This is a genomic window from Pseudoflavonifractor sp. An85 (assembly GCF_002161235.1).
Classification (GTDB): domain Bacteria; phylum Bacillota; class Clostridia; order Oscillospirales; family Oscillospiraceae; genus Enterenecus.
Genome location: NZ_NFHE01000028.1, coordinates 14269 through 31005, shown reverse-complemented (window position 1 = coordinate 31005; position 16737 = coordinate 14269). Strand labels below are relative to the sequence as shown.

12 protein-coding genes and 1 pseudogene are annotated in these 16737 nt (G+C 52.4%); 10 read left to right on the top strand and 3 right to left on the bottom strand.

Annotated elements, in window-relative coordinates:
• Positions 1 to 403: 403 nt before the first annotated feature.
• From B5G37_RS11520 to B5G37_RS11510, 3 genes are all read right to left on the bottom strand, one after another.
• A complete protein-coding gene (locus B5G37_RS11520) occupies positions 404 to 2479 on the bottom strand; it encodes a heavy metal translocating P-type ATPase (protein ID WP_087257640.1) in 2076 nt (691 codons plus the stop codon).
• 58 nt (positions 2480 to 2537) lie between these two features.
• Positions 2538 to 2810 carry a DUF6110 family protein gene (locus tag B5G37_RS11515; RefSeq protein ID WP_087257637.1) on the bottom strand — a complete coding sequence of 91 codons (273 nt, stop codon included), beginning with the start codon at positions 2808 to 2810 and terminating at the stop codon, positions 2538 to 2540.
• 175 nt (positions 2811 to 2985) lie between these two features.
• Entirely contained in the window at positions 2986 to 3906 is a 921-nt protein-coding gene (locus B5G37_RS11510) for an AraC family transcriptional regulator (RefSeq protein WP_087257634.1), read from the bottom strand.
• A gap of 449 nt (positions 3907 to 4355) precedes the next feature.
• On the opposite strand from B5G37_RS11510, the gene B5G37_RS15025 reads away from it, so the two are divergent.
• The 10 genes and pseudogenes from B5G37_RS15025 (at position 4356) to isdE (ending at position 16735) form a co-directional block, all read left to right on the top strand.
• The gene (locus B5G37_RS15025) at positions 4356 to 4538 is read left to right on the top strand and encodes a hypothetical protein (RefSeq protein ID WP_143482339.1); all 183 of its coding nucleotides are present in this window, start codon (positions 4356 to 4358) and stop codon (positions 4536 to 4538) included.
• A gap of 320 nt (positions 4539 to 4858) precedes the next feature.
• Positions 4859 to 5374 (top strand): annotated as a pseudogene (locus B5G37_RS11495) (ZIP family metal transporter); the annotation flags it as partial.
• A gap of 28 nt (positions 5375 to 5402) precedes the next feature.
• Entirely contained in the window at positions 5403 to 6209 is an 807-nt protein-coding gene (locus B5G37_RS11490) for a class I SAM-dependent methyltransferase (protein WP_087257625.1), read from the top strand.
• 258 nt (positions 6210 to 6467) lie between these two features.
• Positions 6468 to 7085: a TetR/AcrR family transcriptional regulator gene (locus tag B5G37_RS11485; protein WP_087231692.1), complete on the top strand. Its 618-nt coding sequence runs from the start codon at positions 6468 to 6470 to the stop codon at positions 7083 to 7085.
• Between the two features lie 93 nt (positions 7086 to 7178).
• A complete protein-coding gene (locus B5G37_RS11480) occupies positions 7179 to 8981 on the top strand; it encodes an ABC transporter ATP-binding protein (protein WP_087257621.1) in 1803 nt (600 codons plus the stop codon).
• Positions 8982 to 10736: an ABC transporter ATP-binding protein gene (locus B5G37_RS11475; protein WP_087257619.1), complete on the top strand. Its 1755-nt coding sequence runs from the start codon at positions 8982 to 8984 to the stop codon at positions 10734 to 10736.
• Positions 10737 to 11000: 264 nt separating this feature from the next.
• Positions 11001 to 11840, top strand: coding sequence for a hypothetical protein (locus B5G37_RS11470; RefSeq protein WP_087257616.1), 840 nt, complete (start codon positions 11001 to 11003; stop codon positions 11838 to 11840).
• A 464-nt stretch (positions 11841 to 12304) separates the two neighbouring features.
• Positions 12305 to 14896, top strand: coding sequence for an NEAT domain-containing protein (locus B5G37_RS11465; protein WP_087257613.1), 2592 nt, complete (start codon positions 12305 to 12307; stop codon positions 14894 to 14896).
• Positions 14897 to 14914: 18 nt separating this feature from the next.
• The gene (locus B5G37_RS11460) at positions 14915 to 15814 is read left to right on the top strand and encodes a heme-binding Shp domain-containing protein (RefSeq protein ID WP_087257610.1); all 900 of its coding nucleotides are present in this window, start codon (positions 14915 to 14917) and stop codon (positions 15812 to 15814) included.
• 15 nt (positions 15815 to 15829) lie between these two features.
• Positions 15830 to 16735, top strand: coding sequence for a heme ABC transporter substrate-binding protein IsdE (isdE, locus tag B5G37_RS11455; RefSeq protein WP_087257608.1), 906 nt, complete (start codon positions 15830 to 15832; stop codon positions 16733 to 16735).
• Positions 16736 to 16737: the final 2 nt, after the last annotated feature.

Genomic DNA, 16737 nt, shown 5'->3' with positions numbered 1-16737 from the left:
ACAGCGCAACTTGGGCGTGCTGACGCCGATGGAGAAGCACGAGCTGTATCTCGCTGCATAAAAAGCGGCCAGCAGCACATAGGCTACTGGCCGGGAAAACTTTATATTTTTTCACTGTCTTCTTGACGGGGAGCAGTTCAAAGGACTGCGGGCGGTAATACCTGTGTTGTTTGCAATGACCCCGGCGGGGGGTTGGTAGTATCTTTGTATTTATTTGCCATATACGCCCCTTATGGGGACAACTGGCATACCGCTGTGCTTCCCCTCATCATATGGATGGAGGTGCAAAAATATAGTGGGTCACAAATAACTCTAAATAGATAGTGAAAATGTTCGTAACAGCAGATGTGATGTCATAATGTGTTTTGTAAACACTTCTGTAACAGAAATGTACGTATGGTGATTACTGTGGGAGCTGACTCATGCTCCGCAAGCTAACACCTACGGTGGAGATGTTGTGCAGCATGGCAGAGGTGGCAGGGGGCAAAATACCTGCAACGCCAAGCCCGATGAGTGCGCCGTTAAATCCGATTACAAAGCGGTAATTGGAATGAATGCGGGCTATAAGTGCCGTAGCGATTCGACGCAGCTCCACCAGTTCCCACAGGCTGTCGGCAGCCATGGTGATATCAGCAATTTCCCGGGCAATGGCGGCACCATCTCGGATTGCTATGCCTGCATCTGCCTCGGATAGGGCAGGGGAGTCATTGATTCCGTCACCCACCATCAAAACTGTGTGGCCATTCTTGCGCAGTTGAGCAATAAATTCTGCTTTATCAGCGGGCAATACCTCAGCACGAAATTCGTCCACACCCAACTGTGCAGCAATGGCTGCTGCAGTCCGATGGCTGTCACCGGTGAGCATCACTGTTTTTTTGATACCCATATTCCGAAGCTGGGAGAGTACTGCGGCAGCTTCTTCTCGCATTGGGTCAGAGATACAAATAACGGCTGCCAGTTGTCCCCCGATAGCCAGGTACAGGTGGGAGAATTCCGATGGCAGAGCATCAAATTGGACTTGATCTTCTTCCGGTACCACGCATCCCTCATCTTCAAATACGAAATGAGCGCTGCCGATGAGGACTCGTTCTCCATTGACGGTGCTGGCGATGCCATGGGCCACCAGGTATTCCACCTTTGAGTGGAATTCATCATGGGTTAGGCCCTGTTGCTTGGCTTCCTCAACCACTGCGTTGGCAACGGAGTGGGGGAAGTGCTCTTCCAGACAAGCGGCCAGACGAAGCATCTCTTCTTCTTGCCTTCCCCCGAAGGCAAGGACCTGGACAACTTTCGGGCAGGCGTGGGTGAGAGTGCCGGTTTTGTCAAAAACGATGGTATCCGCCATGGAAACCGCTTCCAGAAACTTTCCGCCCTTGACCGTGATGTGAGCCTTTCCAGCCTCCCGCATGGCGGAGAGAACAGCCAATGGCATGGCCAGCTTCAAAGCGCAGGAGAAGTCTACCATGAGTACCGACAGTGCCCGTGTAACATTGCCGGTAAGCACAAAGCTGAGCAAACTACCTGCAAACGTGTAGGGAACCAGTTTGTCTGCCAGAGTGGAAGCTTTACTTTCGGCAGCGGACTTTAACTGCTCGGAGCGTTCAATCATTTGAACGATTTGGTCGTAGCGGCTTTGGCCAGAGGCCTGTTTTACCTCCACAACGCATTCGCCTTCTTCTACCACAGTACCAGCGTAGACAGTGCTGCCGGAGTGCTTAGAAACCGGGATAGATTCGCCTGTGAGAGAAGCTTGGTTTACTGTGACTTCTCCTTCCAGCACGAGACCATCTACCGGGATCACACCTCCGGAGCGAACCACAACGGTGTCTCCAGCCGTAACTTGTGAGATGGGGACCAATACTTCTCCCTGGGGTGTGCGTAACCAAACCCGATCTACATTCAGAGACATGCACCGGGCCAGGTCTTCCACAGATTTTTTGCGGGTCCATTCTTCCAGCAATTCGCCAATTTCCAAAAGGAACATGACGGCTCCGGCGGTTCCAAAGTCTCTACGGCAGGCAGAGATGGAAATGGAAAGTGCATCCAGAACCTCCACTCGCAGTTTTCCCCGCAGTAGACAGCTTAGGCCACGATGCACAAATGGCACCATACGCCATAATATACGGGCGATCCGCAGGGGGGAGGGAAGAAACAACGAGGATGCTGCCTTCAGCACAATTTTTCCCACCAGTTTTTCTTCAAATTCTCGGTTCAATGCACGGCTGCTGTGAACAGGCAGAGAAATGGACTCAGTAGCCTCTTGCCAAGAGAAGCGGCGGATATCGTCCAATACGGTTTGACGGCTGCCGTCATAGTGTAAGATGACACAGCACGTGCGCTCATGCACCGACACTTGCTGTGCCCACGGCTTGCGCAACAGCCAGGCCTCCAACAGATCCGCCTGCTCCAACGTCATTCGCGGTTGCTGGACCCGAATACGGATGCGCCCACGGCTTTCGTGCAGGATGATTGCCTTCATGATTTGACCTCCTTGATGAAAAAAGGGAGCCGCCCATGCGGCTCCCTCTGCTGTTTTCTTAGGCGTCCACCTCGTCCAGCTTGGAGGCAGCAGTTTCCTCTGCCTCCTTGGCAGCGCGAGCTTCATTCAAGTCTTTGGCAGAGGCAAGAATGTCAGCAGCATTCTCCTGTACCGTGGTTACGGTCTCCATCACAGAATCCTTCATGCGCAGACCTGCGGCAGTGGCATGAACGTAGGCTTTTTTTGCGTCCTTGCTGGACAGCAGTTTGATCCCGAAGGATCCAAACAAGGCTCCGCCTGCAAAGCAGGCCAATTTGCTATAAATACTCATGGTAACCCATCCTTTCCCTTACTTTCTCTTGTAGCCTGTCACCATGACCATGATCATACAGATGATGGCCCCCCAGGCCCAAAATCGATGTTGCTTCATTGGCGTCACTCCTTTTGTTCCAGGCTTCTTTGGAATGTCTCATCATTATAGCAGCAAAGTAGGACGCTTGTCGTTGTCAAATCGGACGCGAGATTGCGGTTTCTGACATTTTTCTCAGTCGGCTTGGGGTCATACCATAGAATCGTTTGAATGTTGCATTGAATTGACTGATTCCGGTGTAGCCCACGTCTTGTGCGATTTGGTGGATGGGGAGTTTGGATGTGCAAATCAGTTTATGGGCCTGTTTCATGCGCTGTTCTACCAACCAGCTATGGACGGGAACACCATACGCACGGTGAAACCATTCCTTCAAAAATGTGGGGGAAACAGAGCATTGTTTGCAGATGTGGGGGATGGTGAGTTTCTCCCCCAAATGGGCCTGCATATACGATGTGGCCTCCAAAATGCTCTGGGGGACATAGCGATGGACATTGGTACCTGGTGTATGAGAAACTGGTACTTTGGAGCAGAGCAAATATAACAATTCCACAGCCTTAAATACGCAATACCGATCCTGAGCTTCTTTCGACAGGTTCAGAAGATCCTGAAATAGTGCTTGGGACCAGGAGGTTCCGGATATAACCATATGACCCCTGCTTGAAATCATCTTTTCTCTGACGATTTTAGTGTCGAGTTCCATTCCCATTGTGGTACAGATAGAGGAAAAACTGTCCTTTGCCAGCTTTGCATCTACCGCCACCAGTACACCACACAGGTCTGGGCTACACTGGCAGGAGAGAAGCCATGAGGGGTCTGAGAGAAGAAGAATATCAGACGTTTCCACGGTATAGGGCTCTGCTTGATCAGGATGAAGGAAAAGCCGACCACCGAAACAAAAGAAGGTTTCAAAATGCAGAGGCTTTCCCACCACCGGAATGGGCAGTTGTCCATTTCTGCCGGATCTTGTCAGGGAAAAGTGACAAATCTGGACTCCAGGCATACTGACACTCCATGAAATTTGGTGAATCCGTTGACTTTGTAGATATTCTCGCAACATGTTCTTATCCCGCCTCATGATAAAACAGACCTTTTCCGAGAGCAAACGCCAGTGGTTAGCGCATACTAACTGGATGATACATCATAACACGACAAGATGCAAGAATTTTCTGAATACAGGGAACAGAGGAGATGGAATCATGCTTGTCATAACGACTTCTGCTTCCAGCCAAGGAGAAGCGCCGAGTTGATAATGAACAGGACGGAACCCGCATTATGTACCAGCGCTCCCACAACCGGCCCTAATACACCGGTGGTGGCAAGGACAATGGCCAAAAAATTAATCCCATAGAGAAGGTAAGATTTCGCTATGCAAATGGTCTTATGATTGACATGGATAGAATCGTGTGGTAGAATTTACGTAGTTAGCAATGGCTAACCACGAGCGTTCTATGTTCTGATCATTCTCGGAACACAAAATAATACGAACTATAATGAAGGAGTGTTTTTATGCTGGAACACAAGAATACCAACGTCATGAATACTAAGGTTTCCGTCGAGAAAGTTGATTTACTGCATTTTGATCCCTTCAACCCGAATGGCCATTGTTGCTGCGGCGGGCACGGTGGGCACCACTGTTGCGGAAAACATCATCACAATCATGACAACAGACCGGATGAAATATCTGACTGATGCCGAATGGATGCTATTACTGATTCATGATTTTTACGCTCGACTTTTCTTGATGGGTCGTTTTTTGATGATACATGAGTCATATAAGCGCAAGTAAAAGTGAAAATGGGAGCGTACTCATCAGAGCTGTCCGATGGGGACGCTCCCGTTTTACCTTCGAACAGTTAGAGCACTTTTGGAGCGGCAGGTAAGCAGCCTGTTGCTGACGCTCGGCGCACTGGAGGTGTCCATGCATACCCAGATTGTCCAGGCAAACTTTGCGAACAAATACCATGACCAGATTGGAGGATCGTATGTCAATGGAACTATGGCAAGGCCTGCTGATTCCTCATCTGCACCGCGGCAGTTCGGAGGCAGAAGGACTCAAAAGCAGTCTTGGAAGGACAACCATGCTCACTTTGGCCGTGGCACTGCACAATATCCCAGAAGGAATGGCAGTAGGCGCGGTCTACGCCGGGTGGCTTTATGGAGACAGTGGGATCACGCTGGCGGGGGCGTTAGCTCTTTCTTTGGGAATCGCCATTCAGAACTTCCCGGAAGGCGCTATCATATCCATGCCTTTGAAGGCGGAAGGGTTCTCGAAATTCCGCTCCTTCCTGTATGGGGCGTTGTCCGGTGCGGTGGAGCCGTTAGGCGCCATCCTGACCATCCTTCTGGCTGGAATTATAGTCCCGGTACTGCCCTACGCCCTGAGCTTTGCCGCAGGAGCGATGATCTATGTGGTGGTGGAGGAATGGATCCCGGAAATGTCAGTGGGAAAGCACTCTGATGTGGGAACCATTCTGTTTGCAGTTGGATTTACACTCATGATGACACTGGATGTGGCGCTGGGCTGAGGCTGGTTGCTTGGAAGGAGGATAACGAATGTCTCATTTAGGCGTTGTGGAAGATACGCTGTTTGTCCCTATGCTGGGTAGGCTCTATGCCAGCGAACATTGCCCGCAAATCTTATATGACAAAAAGGCGCTGGAGTTGAAGGAGAAGCTGCCAGCTGGTCTGCGGAAGCCGGGTGACCAGAACCAGTACACCTTGCTGGCCTCCGCTGTTCGGTCAGCCAATATGGATCGGTTCATCCGGTCATTTCTGGGACGCAGGCGGGACGGGGTCATCGTCCAGCTTGGATGCGGTCTGGAAACCACATATCATCGCTGCGACAACGGCCGCACTCGCTGGTATGCTGTGGATTTGCCTCATGTGGTGGAGTATCGGCGGGAGTTGCTGCCGGAGCCGGAGCGGGAAACCTATGTTGCTGCGGATGCCTTTGATGACGACTGGATCAGACGGATCCGTGCCAATGTGCCGGATGCTCCCATCTTGGTCACCGCTGGTGGGCTGTTCCACTATTTTGAGGAAGCCAAGGTTATGGGGCTGCTTCGAATGCTGCAGCAATTCGGAGAGATAGAACTTGTCTTTGATGCTGTGAGCAAAAGCGGCATGGCCATGATGCGGAAAAAGTACATGAGGCAGGTAGGCCACGCCGATGCCCGGATGTTTTTCTATGTGGATGAAGCCTCGGAACTGACCGGGAAAATCGGCGGCGGGGTCGAGATTCTTGCCCAGGAAGCTTATTATCGCCATATCCCCAGAGATGGTTTGCGATTCTCCACAAAGGTCAGTATGGCAGTTTCTGATCGATGGTGCATGGTGAAGATGATACATCTGAAGTTATAAAACGACCATTTTGCCCATATTTTATCGCAGAACTTTCTGGTAGCGTATAGGTGAGCAGTATACTATGTTTTGGTGGACACGGAGTAGTAGAAGTTTATACAAAAGGATAAGAACTACGTTTGGTATGATATAAAGGGATTGCTGTGTTAATTTTATACAGCAATCCCTTTTGCGATATTTCTTTCACTGCCTCTTGACAAAAGAAGCTCACCGCTCTATTATAACAGTGTTATATATCACTGTTATATGAGGTTGTATATGGAAGAAAAATCGACTGCCACGCTGGAGAGAATCCAGCAGGCCGCTATGGAGGAATTTACAGAGAAGGGCTTTCAGGGCGCATCTCTGCGGCAGATTGTGAAGCAGGCTGGTGTCACCACCGGCGCATTTTACGGCTATTTCTCCAGCAAAGAGGCGCTCTTTGCATCCATCGTGGAGCCCCACGCCGCCGCGCTGATGGGCCGGTTCATGGAAGCCCAGACCTCCTTTGCCGAGCTGCCGGAGCAGGAACAGCCGGAACACATGGGACTGGAGTCCAGCCAATGCGTCCATTGGATGGTGGACTACATCTGCGACCACCGAGAGCCGGTGAAGCTGCTGCTGTGCAAGGCCGAGGGCACCAGCTATGAGCATTTCGTCCATAATATGGTGGAGGTCGAAGTGGAATACACCCTCCAATACCTGGAGGTACTCCACCGTCTGGGGCATGAATGCCCCCAGCTGGATGCACAGCTATGCCACATCATTGCCAGCGGAATGTTTAACGGCATTTTCGAGATCGTCGTCCACGACATGCCCAAGGAGCAGGCCATGCGGTATGTGGACCAGCTGAGGGACTTCTACACCGCCGGGTGGTTGCAGCTAATCGGCCAGTAACATACCGCCAATCTTTTTCGTAAGATCGGGGCTTTGCCCCTTTCTTTTTACACAAAAGGTTAGCAATAGCTAACCATAAAAGGAGGAATATTTGTGAAGGAAAAGAAGCAAAACGCTCTGACCGTTCTGCTGGGATATGCGGGCAGCCACAGGCGGCTTACCTTCCTGGGGCTAGGACTGTCAGCAATATCCATGGTGTGCAGTATGATTCCCTATCTCTGTATCTGGCTGGCGGCCCGAGATTTGATTGCCGTGGGGCCGGATTGGACGCAGGCCCAGAGCGTGACGCGCTATGGCTGGATTGCCTTCGCTTTCGCGGTGGGTGGCATCCTCATCTACTTTCTGGGCCTGATGTGTACCCATCTGGCGGCGTTCCGCACGGCGTCCAACATCCGCAAACAGGGCATGGCACATGTGATGCAGGCTCCGTTGGGCTATTTTGATGCCAATGCTTCCGGTTTGATCCGCAGCCGCCTGGACGCAGCGGCCGCCGATACAGAAACCCTGCTGGCTCACAATCTGGCGGACATCGTGGGCACAATCACCCTGTTTCTTGCCATGCTGGTGCTGATGTTCGTGTTTGATTGGCGTATGGGTGCGGCATGCCTGCTGTCGGCGGTGATCTCCATCCTTGCCATGTTCAGTATGATGGGCGGCAAAAACGCCGAGCTTATGGCGGAATACCAGGCGGCCCAGGACCGTATGACCAAAGCTGGCACGGAATATGTACGAGGCATCCCGGTGGTCAAGATCTTTCAGCAGACCGTCTACTCCTTCAAGGCCTTTCAGCAGGCCATTGAGGAGTACAGCGCTAAGGCGGAGTACTATCAAGGTGATGTGTGCCGCGTTCCGCAGTCCATCAATCTGACCTTTACTGAGGGCGCCTTTCTGTTTCTGGTGCCGGTGGTGCTGTTCCTGGCTCCCGGCGCACTGGCTTCGGGTGATTTTGCGGGACTTGTCACAAACTTCGCCTTCTACGCCGTATTCTCTGCCATCATTTCTACGGCACTGGCCAAGATTATGTTTGCGGCTTCCGGTATGATGCTGGCCAACACCGCTCTGGGACGTATCCAGCCGGTCATGGACGCACCGATGCTGCCGGTGCCGAATCATCCCCAGACTCCCAAGGACAATCGGGTGGTCTTCCGGGATGTGAGCTTTACCTACGACGGCGCGCAGTCTCCCGCTCTGTCCCATGTTTCCTTCGCCGCCGAACCCGGAGAGACGGTGGCGCTGGTGGGGCCTTCAGGCGGGGGCAAGACCACAGCCGCCAGCCTGATCCCCCGGTTCTGGGATGCAGGCACCGGCACTGTCGAAGTGGGCGGCGTGGATGTACGCCAGATCGATCCCCATGTTCTGATGGAGCAGGTGGCTTTCGTGTTCCAGAACAACCAGCTGTTCAAAGCCAGCATTCTGGAAAATGTTCGGGCCGCCCGGCCCGACGCCAGCCGGGAGCAGGTGCTGGCGGCCCTGGAGGCCGCACAGTGCGGCGACATTCTGGAAAAGCTGCCCCAGGGGCTGGATACTGTGATCGGAACCGAGGGGACCTATCTTTCCGGCGGCGAGGCGCAGCGCATTGCGCTGGCTCGGGCTATTTTGAAGGATGCACCTATTGTGGTGCTGGATGAAGCCACCGCTTTCGCTGATCCGGAAAATGAAGCCTTGATCCAGAAAGCCTTCGCACGGCTGACAAAGGATCGTACGGTCATCATGATTGCCCACCGGCTTTCCACTGTGGTAGGTGCGGATAAGATTCTGGTGCTGGAAGGCGGCCGGGTGACAGAGCAGGGCACCCACAGAGAACTGATCGCGGCAGGCGGATTGTACACCCGGATGTGGGCCGACTACAATCGGGCAATCCAATGGAAAATGGAAAGCGGCAAGGAGGGGAAATAAATGTTCGGAGCAAAATTTCAACGGAAATATGCCTTGACGGATCAGGGCGTACAGAACACCAAGAAGGGCACCTTTTGGACGGTGGTCGTCAATCTGGTGGTCATGGGCGGGGTCAGCATCCTGTACCTTGTGATGTCCGGCCTGATGGCGTCTCTGACTGACGGTGTCTCCCTGACCGCCTCTCTGCCTGTACTGGCCGGTCTTGTAGTATTTGCGCTTCTCTCCTTTCTCACCCATTTCCAGCAGTATAAGGCCACCTACGGTCTTGTGTACGGCGAAGTCAAAGCCACCCGGCTGGGTTTGGCGGAACGGCTACGCAAGCTGCCCCTTGGCTTTTTCGGTAAGCGCGATCTGGCCGACCTGACGGAGACCCTGATGGGTGATGTCAACCGCATGGAACATGTCTGGAGCCATGTGCTGGGTTACCTGTACGGCTCCTACATTTCCACCGCCGTGATTGCGGTCTGCCTGCTCTGGTATGACTGGCGGCTGACCATTGCCTGCCTTTGGGGAGTGCCGGTCGCTTTTGGCCTGCTGTTTGGAAGCCGGAAGCTCACCGAGCGCCGGGCTGAGCAGACCAAGCACGCCGCCGTGCGGGTTTCGGATGGGATGCAGGAGGCGCTGGAACATGTGCGGGAGATCCGTGCCACCAATCAGGAGGAGCGTTACCTTGCGGGACTGTACCGGAAGATCGACGACCATGAACGGATCATGATCTGCGGCGAGCTGGTCACCGGCCTGTTCGTCAACGGGGCCAGCGTCATCATGCGGCTGGGCGTGGCGACCACGATCCTTACGGGCGCGGGGCTAATTTTGTCCGGACAGATCGACTTCATGCTGCTGTTCCTGTTCCTCATGGTCATTACCCGTATCTATGCCCCCTTTGACCAGAGCCTTGCGCTGATTGCCGAGCTGTTTGTCTCCCAGGTGTCGGCAGACCGGATGAACGCTCTGTTCGACACGCCTATCGCAGAGGGGGCGGAAGTTTTTCATCCCAAGGGGCACGACATCGTCTTTGACCATGTGGAGTTTGCCTATGACCAAAAGGGCGTCCTGCACGATGTCAGTTTTACCGCCAAAGAAGGCGAGATCACCGCGCTGGTGGGGCCCTCCGGCTCTGGAAAAAGCACCTGCGCCCGGCTTGCGGCGCGTCTGTGGGATGTCACCGGGGGCGCTATCAAAGTGGGTGGGGTGGATATTTCTACCGTGGACCCAGAGGTGCTGCTGACCGATTATTCCATGGTTTTTCAGGATGTGGTGCTGTTTGACGACACGGTGATGGAAAACATCCGCCTGGGCAGGCGCGGCGCCTCTGACGCGGAGGTGATGGCCGCAGCCAAAGCCGCCAATTGCGAGGAGTTTGTCAGCAAACTGCCCCAGGGCTACCAAACGCCCATCGGAGAAAACGGCGCAAAGCTATCCGGCGGCGAGCGACAGCGCATCTCCATCGCCCGTGCGCTGATCAAGGACGCGCCCATCGTATTGCTGGACGAAGCCACCGCCTCTCTGGACGTGGAAAATGAGACCAAGGTACAGGGGGCGCTCTCGAAGCTTCTCACCGGAAAGACGGTACTGGTCATCGCCCACCGGATGCGTACTGTGGCCGGGGCAGACCATATTGTTGTTCTGAAAGACGGTTGTGTGGACCAACAGGGAACCCCGCAAGAGCTGATGGCAGAAGGTGGCCTGTTCCGACACATGGTGGAGCTTCAGAACGAAAGTGCTCAGTGGCAGTTGAATCGGGCAGGCTCATAATTCTTTGTGCAATCAGGAAATGAGAGAAGCCCACAGTTCGAAAGGAGCTGTGGGTCTTTCTCTTGGCAGCAATTCTGTTGTCCGGTAGATCCAAAGCCTGTTTCTGCGTACATACAGAAAGCACTTCCTTGACAAGTGGGAAAAACAGGCGTATAGTTAACTCGAAAGTTAGCCTAAGCTAACCTCGATTGAAAGCCTAAGTTATTCACCCATGCGCATTCCGTTTTTGCAGCATGAAGGGATGAGAGAGAAGGGAAGATTGGTATGTCAGAAGCATTGACGCCATTTCAAATTCAGCTGTTGCTGTACTATCTGGAGGCAGAGCCTTCCAAGCGTACGGTCACCGATTCTGCCAGAAGCCTGGGGGTAGGGAAATGGGCCATTACCCGAGCCATGGATGCCATGGAGAAACAGGGAATTGTAGAACGGCTGGAACACCGCAAAACAGCCCTTACCGTTCCTGGGATACAACTGGCTGAGGAATACAGACGTAAATTCTATGTGTTTCGTCGATATATGCAGTACCTAGATGTCCCATTAAGTCAAATTCGAGAAAATGCGCTGCAGGGATTGGCAGCGGGGTTTTCTGACGCATTTATGGATCGGCTCTCCGAACAGGAGAGCCGTATGGAAATCAAAGAACACTTTGCAGGCCGTCAACGATTTCATGGCGGCGAAATTTGTGACCTTCTGGAAGACGGAAGCTACCACTTTCCGTTTATTATCTATCGAGAGCAGATGAAAAATCACGGCAATATCTCTATGGCAAATCAAGGTTTCGAGCATCCCTGTGAGCTGATGGTGAAGGATCACCAGGGACTGGTATATCTCACCGTCAAAACTGTGTCGGCTCAGTCGGCATTCAGCGGCAAGCAGATGGAGGGGCGGATTCAGAAGCTGCAATATCTATGCGACGGGGAATTCCGGGACGGTGGAATGGACGGACGCTACATATATTTCCCAGCAACTGCGCTACAGTTTATCTCTATGGGGAAAGGTCGTGACACGTTGCTTCATGGGAGCGTGTGCCTGAAGATGCAGTGCAGTGTGGGGGAAATGCATATGCCAGAGAGTACAGCAGTATTCACTGTGTTCATCCATTAAACACGGTGTTGCCCGAAAGATAGAAATTTTCTGTTGCACAGTTGCTCCAATCTTGATTTCTTTGTGGCTAAAGGATTTCAGGCGTTTTCTAATGGGGAAAAGATAGGTTTGTAGCAGAAGTGCAACAAAATATTCATTGACTACACTGGAAACAATGGATATACTATGCGTGCTTTAGGAAATGTTTGAGGTCCAAAGAGAAGAATATATATGGCGATTTACAGATCGACGAAATCCGGCTCCTTGTGGAGTTATTTTTTGGCCGGGCAGTTAGTTTCGGCTAATCGATTACCTGGTGAACAGTCTAACATATCTAAGGTGGAAGGTGCTGTATCATGTTAATAGAAATAGGAGGTGGTTTGATCCCGAATTGCCGTGTCAGCGGCTTTCTTTTTGTATAGTGGTTAGCGATTGCTAACAAGAGATCGTCAGTTTTTTTCTTAGGAAAGAGAGGGGTTGCTTCTATGTGGATTGGAAAGCGTATGGCCAAGCAGGGCACATCTGCCGTTTTGGCAGCAGCTATGGTAGCCAGCCTGGGTAGCAATTATGGATTTGCGGACACTGTCCATGAGATAACCTACCCAGAAGGCTCCAGAGTTGTTCAGCGACTGGATGCGCCTGTGGAAGACGGGGTATACACCGCTTCCTTGAACTTAATGAATGCAAACAGTAGTGGACAGTACTCGATGGGAAACGCAGCACTTCGAGGCAGTGAATCGTTTCTGCAAAAACATCCCGACGACACCCAATACCAGGCGCTCTTGGTAGTGGAGCAGGGTACAGCCACTGCAATCGTAGAGTTTATGCCTATGGGGTATATTGGGCAGTATGGCTTTATGATGGAGTTGGAATCTGTCCAGGCAGAAGTTTTAACGAAATACGGGTATCCCGACGACAATTTCTGTACATACACTTCTGCAGAGCTGTTGACCCAACACCGAACACAAGATGGGAGCGTCGTGTATGATGCCTATAACAATCCAGAATCTGAAATGGTGTATGATGGGTCTAATCCTGATACCATGACACGACCGGCTGGATTTGGGCATGATGAACCTCGATTGATTGACATTGACAACCTGCCCTATCAGCATATGATGGCCTTGGATGTGACTCCCGTTGTGGTGGCCAATCAGTCCGGTGAGTTTGACATTCCGCAGACTAGCAGCGAGTTCACAGTCAACAATGCAGCCTATGTGCACGTATTTGTTCCCATTATGTTCTCTATCAGTCCCACATCTGGAGACCAGTATGCCAGACTACAAGTGGATTGGAGCAGTCTTACTGAGGTGGAAAATGCTCAGGAAAATGTAAGTTATCAGCTTTGGAAGGCTAAGAATATTTCCAAAGGGAATTATACGGAAAGCTCCTATCAGGCTTTGCAGGAAACCATCGAAGATGTGAGTGGTAAACTCACCAATATATGGCCCGATTCCACGCTGGAGATGTCGGGAGCTGGCTTCCAGGCAGTTCCTGTGCTGAATCAGAAGGAATTTACGGTTCAGGAGCAGCAGGACATGGCCTCTGCTATTGCTGCTGCTATAAGCGAATTGGAAGAAAAAGGAGATAAGACATCCCTCCGTGCCCTCATCGAGAAAGCGGATGTTTGCCAAGAGTCTCAATATACCCCTGAAACATGGGAACCCTTCCAGGTTGCGCTGGCTGCAGCAAAACAAGTGGAGCGGGACGACAATGCAGGTGTCTCCGAAGTTACGCGTGCTGTGAGTGAGCTAGGAAACGCGTTGGAGGCTTTGGTGAAGCGCGCCAATACTGACGAGTTGAAAACTATTCTGGAACAGGCGAGTGTTCTGAAGAATGAAGGATATACGCAGGCTACTTGGAGCGCATTGCAACAGGCCATTGACCACGCTCAGCGTGTGCTGGACAACGCCAATGCCACACAAAGTGAGGTGGATGCCCAAGTGCAGGCACTGCAAACCGCTATGGATAACCTGAGAAAAGAGGGGGAGTTGGATAGACATACCCTGGAGGATGGGGGCTACTCTGTCTACGGTGAAATGTTCAAGACAAACCAAACGGATTACTCCATGTCCAATGATGCCATCCACCATACCTTGAAGCTCACCGTGGAAGACGGTAAGTACTATCTGACAATGGATTTTCAAGGTCTTTCTTATCTGAATAAATATGGGTATCTGGCGGAACTGGCCTATTATGAAAATGGCTATCAATACGGCGCTTATGGTGATTTGCAGGGAACTGTGGTGCCTGCAACCGTGTTGTCCACACAGAAAAATCCAGATGGAACGGATATTGTGGATGAATTCAATCAGGCGGGTGGGATTTATGCTGGAAAACTTTATCCAGATCAAATCAAATTCCCCCTGGTATCGGATGCTCTGGAGGATGAGCAGGGATTCGTGCCGCTTCAAGTATTTGTTCCGGTCATGGAGGACATCTCCGCTGGATCTGGTACTCAGGATGTATTACTGAAGCTGGACTGGTCTACTTTGAAAGAAACCACCGAGGATGATCCTAACTTCCAGCCGGAAGAACCTGTGGAGCAGTCCCCCGCCGTCAACGTCACCGACACCACCACCGGCATCAAGGTAGAGGCTGACAAGGGCGTGTTCCCTGAGGGCGTCCAGCAGGTGGTGACCCAGATTACCTCCGGGGAAGTCTACGAAAAGGCTGCTGAGCTGCTTGCCGACGTGGGCAAGAAGTTCCGCCTGTTCGAGATCCATTTTGAGCTGAATGGTGTTGAGGTTCAGCCCAACGGTGTGGTCACCGTGTACTACCCCATTCCCGAAGGATATGATGCTGACAAGGTGGTTTTGTATCGAATCAATGAGGACGGAACCAAGACTCTGGTCAAGGGCACCGTGGAGAACGGTTACTATAAAGTGATGACCAAGAGTTTTGGTAATTTCGCCTTGGTGGAGCAGGGCAGCACCATCACAGATGCGGAAAACAGCGCAAACGTGAATGGCAACCCTGAAACCGGTGACCGTGCAAACGTGGCTCCCTTTGTAGTGTTGACTCTGTCCTGTATCGGACTGATGGGGATTCTGCTTGCCAGAAAAAAAGAACAATGATATAGGGAGATTGATGTTATGAAGAATACCGCAAGAAAAGCTGTTCGAGGGCTTTGCGGTATGGTGGCAATGCTCGCCCTTGCGGCGAGCATTGTTTCCATGCCTGCATCGGCAGCTTCCCACGGCATATATACTGCCACCGCTACCGCCCACTACCGGCATCCAACCACAGGAGTCATCGAAGACTCTGGCGGAGAGAATTCTGCAGTACTAGGTCAGTCCATGACAGAAAGTGCTACCAATAAAAAGGCTCTGGTAGAGGTAGATGCAAGTGGTAACACATGGATCACCGTTCGCTTAAATCTGATGGACAACATTCAATCACCCAAGTTTCAGGTGGATGGACGTTCCGTTTCTGCCAGTCTGATGCAAGAAGACTATGGCAGCAATACTGCAGATTTTCGCTTGAAAGCCAACAGCGAGAAATCTATCATCCGCTGCAATATGTATGTGACCCCCATGGGCCGTGAGGTCATCTTTTACATTACCGTGGGCAATCTGAAGTCCGGTTCTGGGGATTTTGTTACCAGCATCTCGGTGGAACAGCCCAAAGCTACGACTGCCCCTGCGCCTTCAGCCACCAAGACCCCGGCAGCGGCTTCCACGCCCACCCCCACCAAGGCCCCGGCAGCCCCGGCTACCCATACGCCTGAGGCCACAGTGGCTCCCTCCGCTACCCCGGAGCCGTCTCCCACTACAGACCCAGAGGCCCAGTCCAGTGCCAGCGGCCTGGAGGAATTTGACGCCTCGGGCAACGCTGTGGAGGAAACCCAGGCGCCTGAAAACACCGATTCCTCCTCTGGCTCTCCCGTTCTCTGGTGGGTCATTGGAGGGCTGGTGGTCATCGCAGCTGTGGGCGGCGGCGTGTGGTACGTCTTCTTTGTAAGAAAGGGCAAGCATCCCTTTGGTAAGAAGTGAGGGAAGGAGCCGAGTATGAGACCAAAAAGACTTCTGTCTCTCTGCCTGGCGGGAATGCTGGCCCTGTCCGCCAGCGCCTGTGTCAACCAGCATCCGGAGCAAACTGCAGATGACGGTTCAGACCAGGTGCGTATTGTAGCAACCTCACCTGCTGCGGTGGACATCTGCGACAAGCTGGAACTGGATCTGGTGGGTGTGTGCTCCTCCACTCTGAGTACTATTCCCGAACGATATCAGGATGTGACCACTGTAGGGACGGCTATGAGTCCGGATTTGGAAATTCTCAAATCTTTGAACCCGGACTATGTGATTTCCCCCAACAGCCTGCAAAGCGATTTGCAGCCCAAATACGCCTCCATTGAAGTCAACTCCCTGTTTCTCAATCTGCGCAGTGTGGAGGGAATGTATGCCTCCATCGAGGGACTGGGGGAGAAGTTTGACCGGGAGGAACAGGCCCAGGCTCTGGTGGAGGAATACCAGCAGTTTATAGAGGAGTACCGAAGCCAAAATGAGGGGAAAGAATCCCCCACGGTGCTGGTGCTCATGGGTCTGCCTGGCTCCTACATTGTGGCCACGGAAAGTAGCTATGTGGGCAACCTGGTCAAACTGGCCGGTGGGGTCAACGTCTATGGAGATGGGGACGGCCAGGAATTCCTCACCGCCAACACCGAGGACATGAAGACCAAGGAACCAGATATCATTCTCCGGGCAGCCCATGCTCTGCCCGAAGACGTGGTGGAGATGTTCCAGGATGAATTTGAAACCAACGATATCTGGAAGCACTTTGAGGCGGTGCAGGAGGGGCGTGTCTACGACTTGCCCTATGACCTGTTCGGCATGAGTGCCAAGTTCAACTACCCCGATGCGCTGGAAGAGCTACAGCCGCTGCTCTACGGCGAGGGAATAAAGCAAAATCCATAAGG

Coding starts and splice junctions, on each gene's coding strand:
- B5G37_RS11510 (WP_087257634.1), bottom strand. CDS start 3,906: ATGTTGCGAGAATATCTACAAAGTCAACGGATTCACCAAATTTCATGG.
- isdE (WP_087257608.1), top strand. CDS start 15,830: ATGAGACCAAAAAGACTTCTGTCTCTCTGCCTGGCGGGAATGCTGGCC.
- B5G37_RS15025 (WP_143482339.1), top strand. CDS start 4,356: ATGCTGGAACACAAGAATACCAACGTCATGAATACTAAGGTTTCCGTC.
- B5G37_RS11465 (WP_087257613.1), top strand. CDS start 12,305: ATGTGGATTGGAAAGCGTATGGCCAAGCAGGGCACATCTGCCGTTTTG.
- B5G37_RS11460 (WP_087257610.1), top strand. CDS start 14,915: ATGAAGAATACCGCAAGAAAAGCTGTTCGAGGGCTTTGCGGTATGGTG.
- B5G37_RS11485 (WP_087231692.1), top strand. CDS start 6,468: ATGGAAGAAAAATCGACTGCCACGCTGGAGAGAATCCAGCAGGCCGCT.
- B5G37_RS11490 (WP_087257625.1), top strand. CDS start 5,403: ATGTCTCATTTAGGCGTTGTGGAAGATACGCTGTTTGTCCCTATGCTG.
- B5G37_RS11475 (WP_087257619.1), top strand. CDS start 8,982: ATGTTCGGAGCAAAATTTCAACGGAAATATGCCTTGACGGATCAGGGC.
- B5G37_RS11470 (WP_087257616.1), top strand. CDS start 11,001: ATGTCAGAAGCATTGACGCCATTTCAAATTCAGCTGTTGCTGTACTAT.
- B5G37_RS11515 (WP_087257637.1), bottom strand. CDS start 2,810: ATGAGTATTTATAGCAAATTGGCCTGCTTTGCAGGCGGAGCCTTGTTT.
- B5G37_RS11520 (WP_087257640.1), bottom strand. CDS start 2,479: ATGAAGGCAATCATCCTGCACGAAAGCCGTGGGCGCATCCGTATTCGG.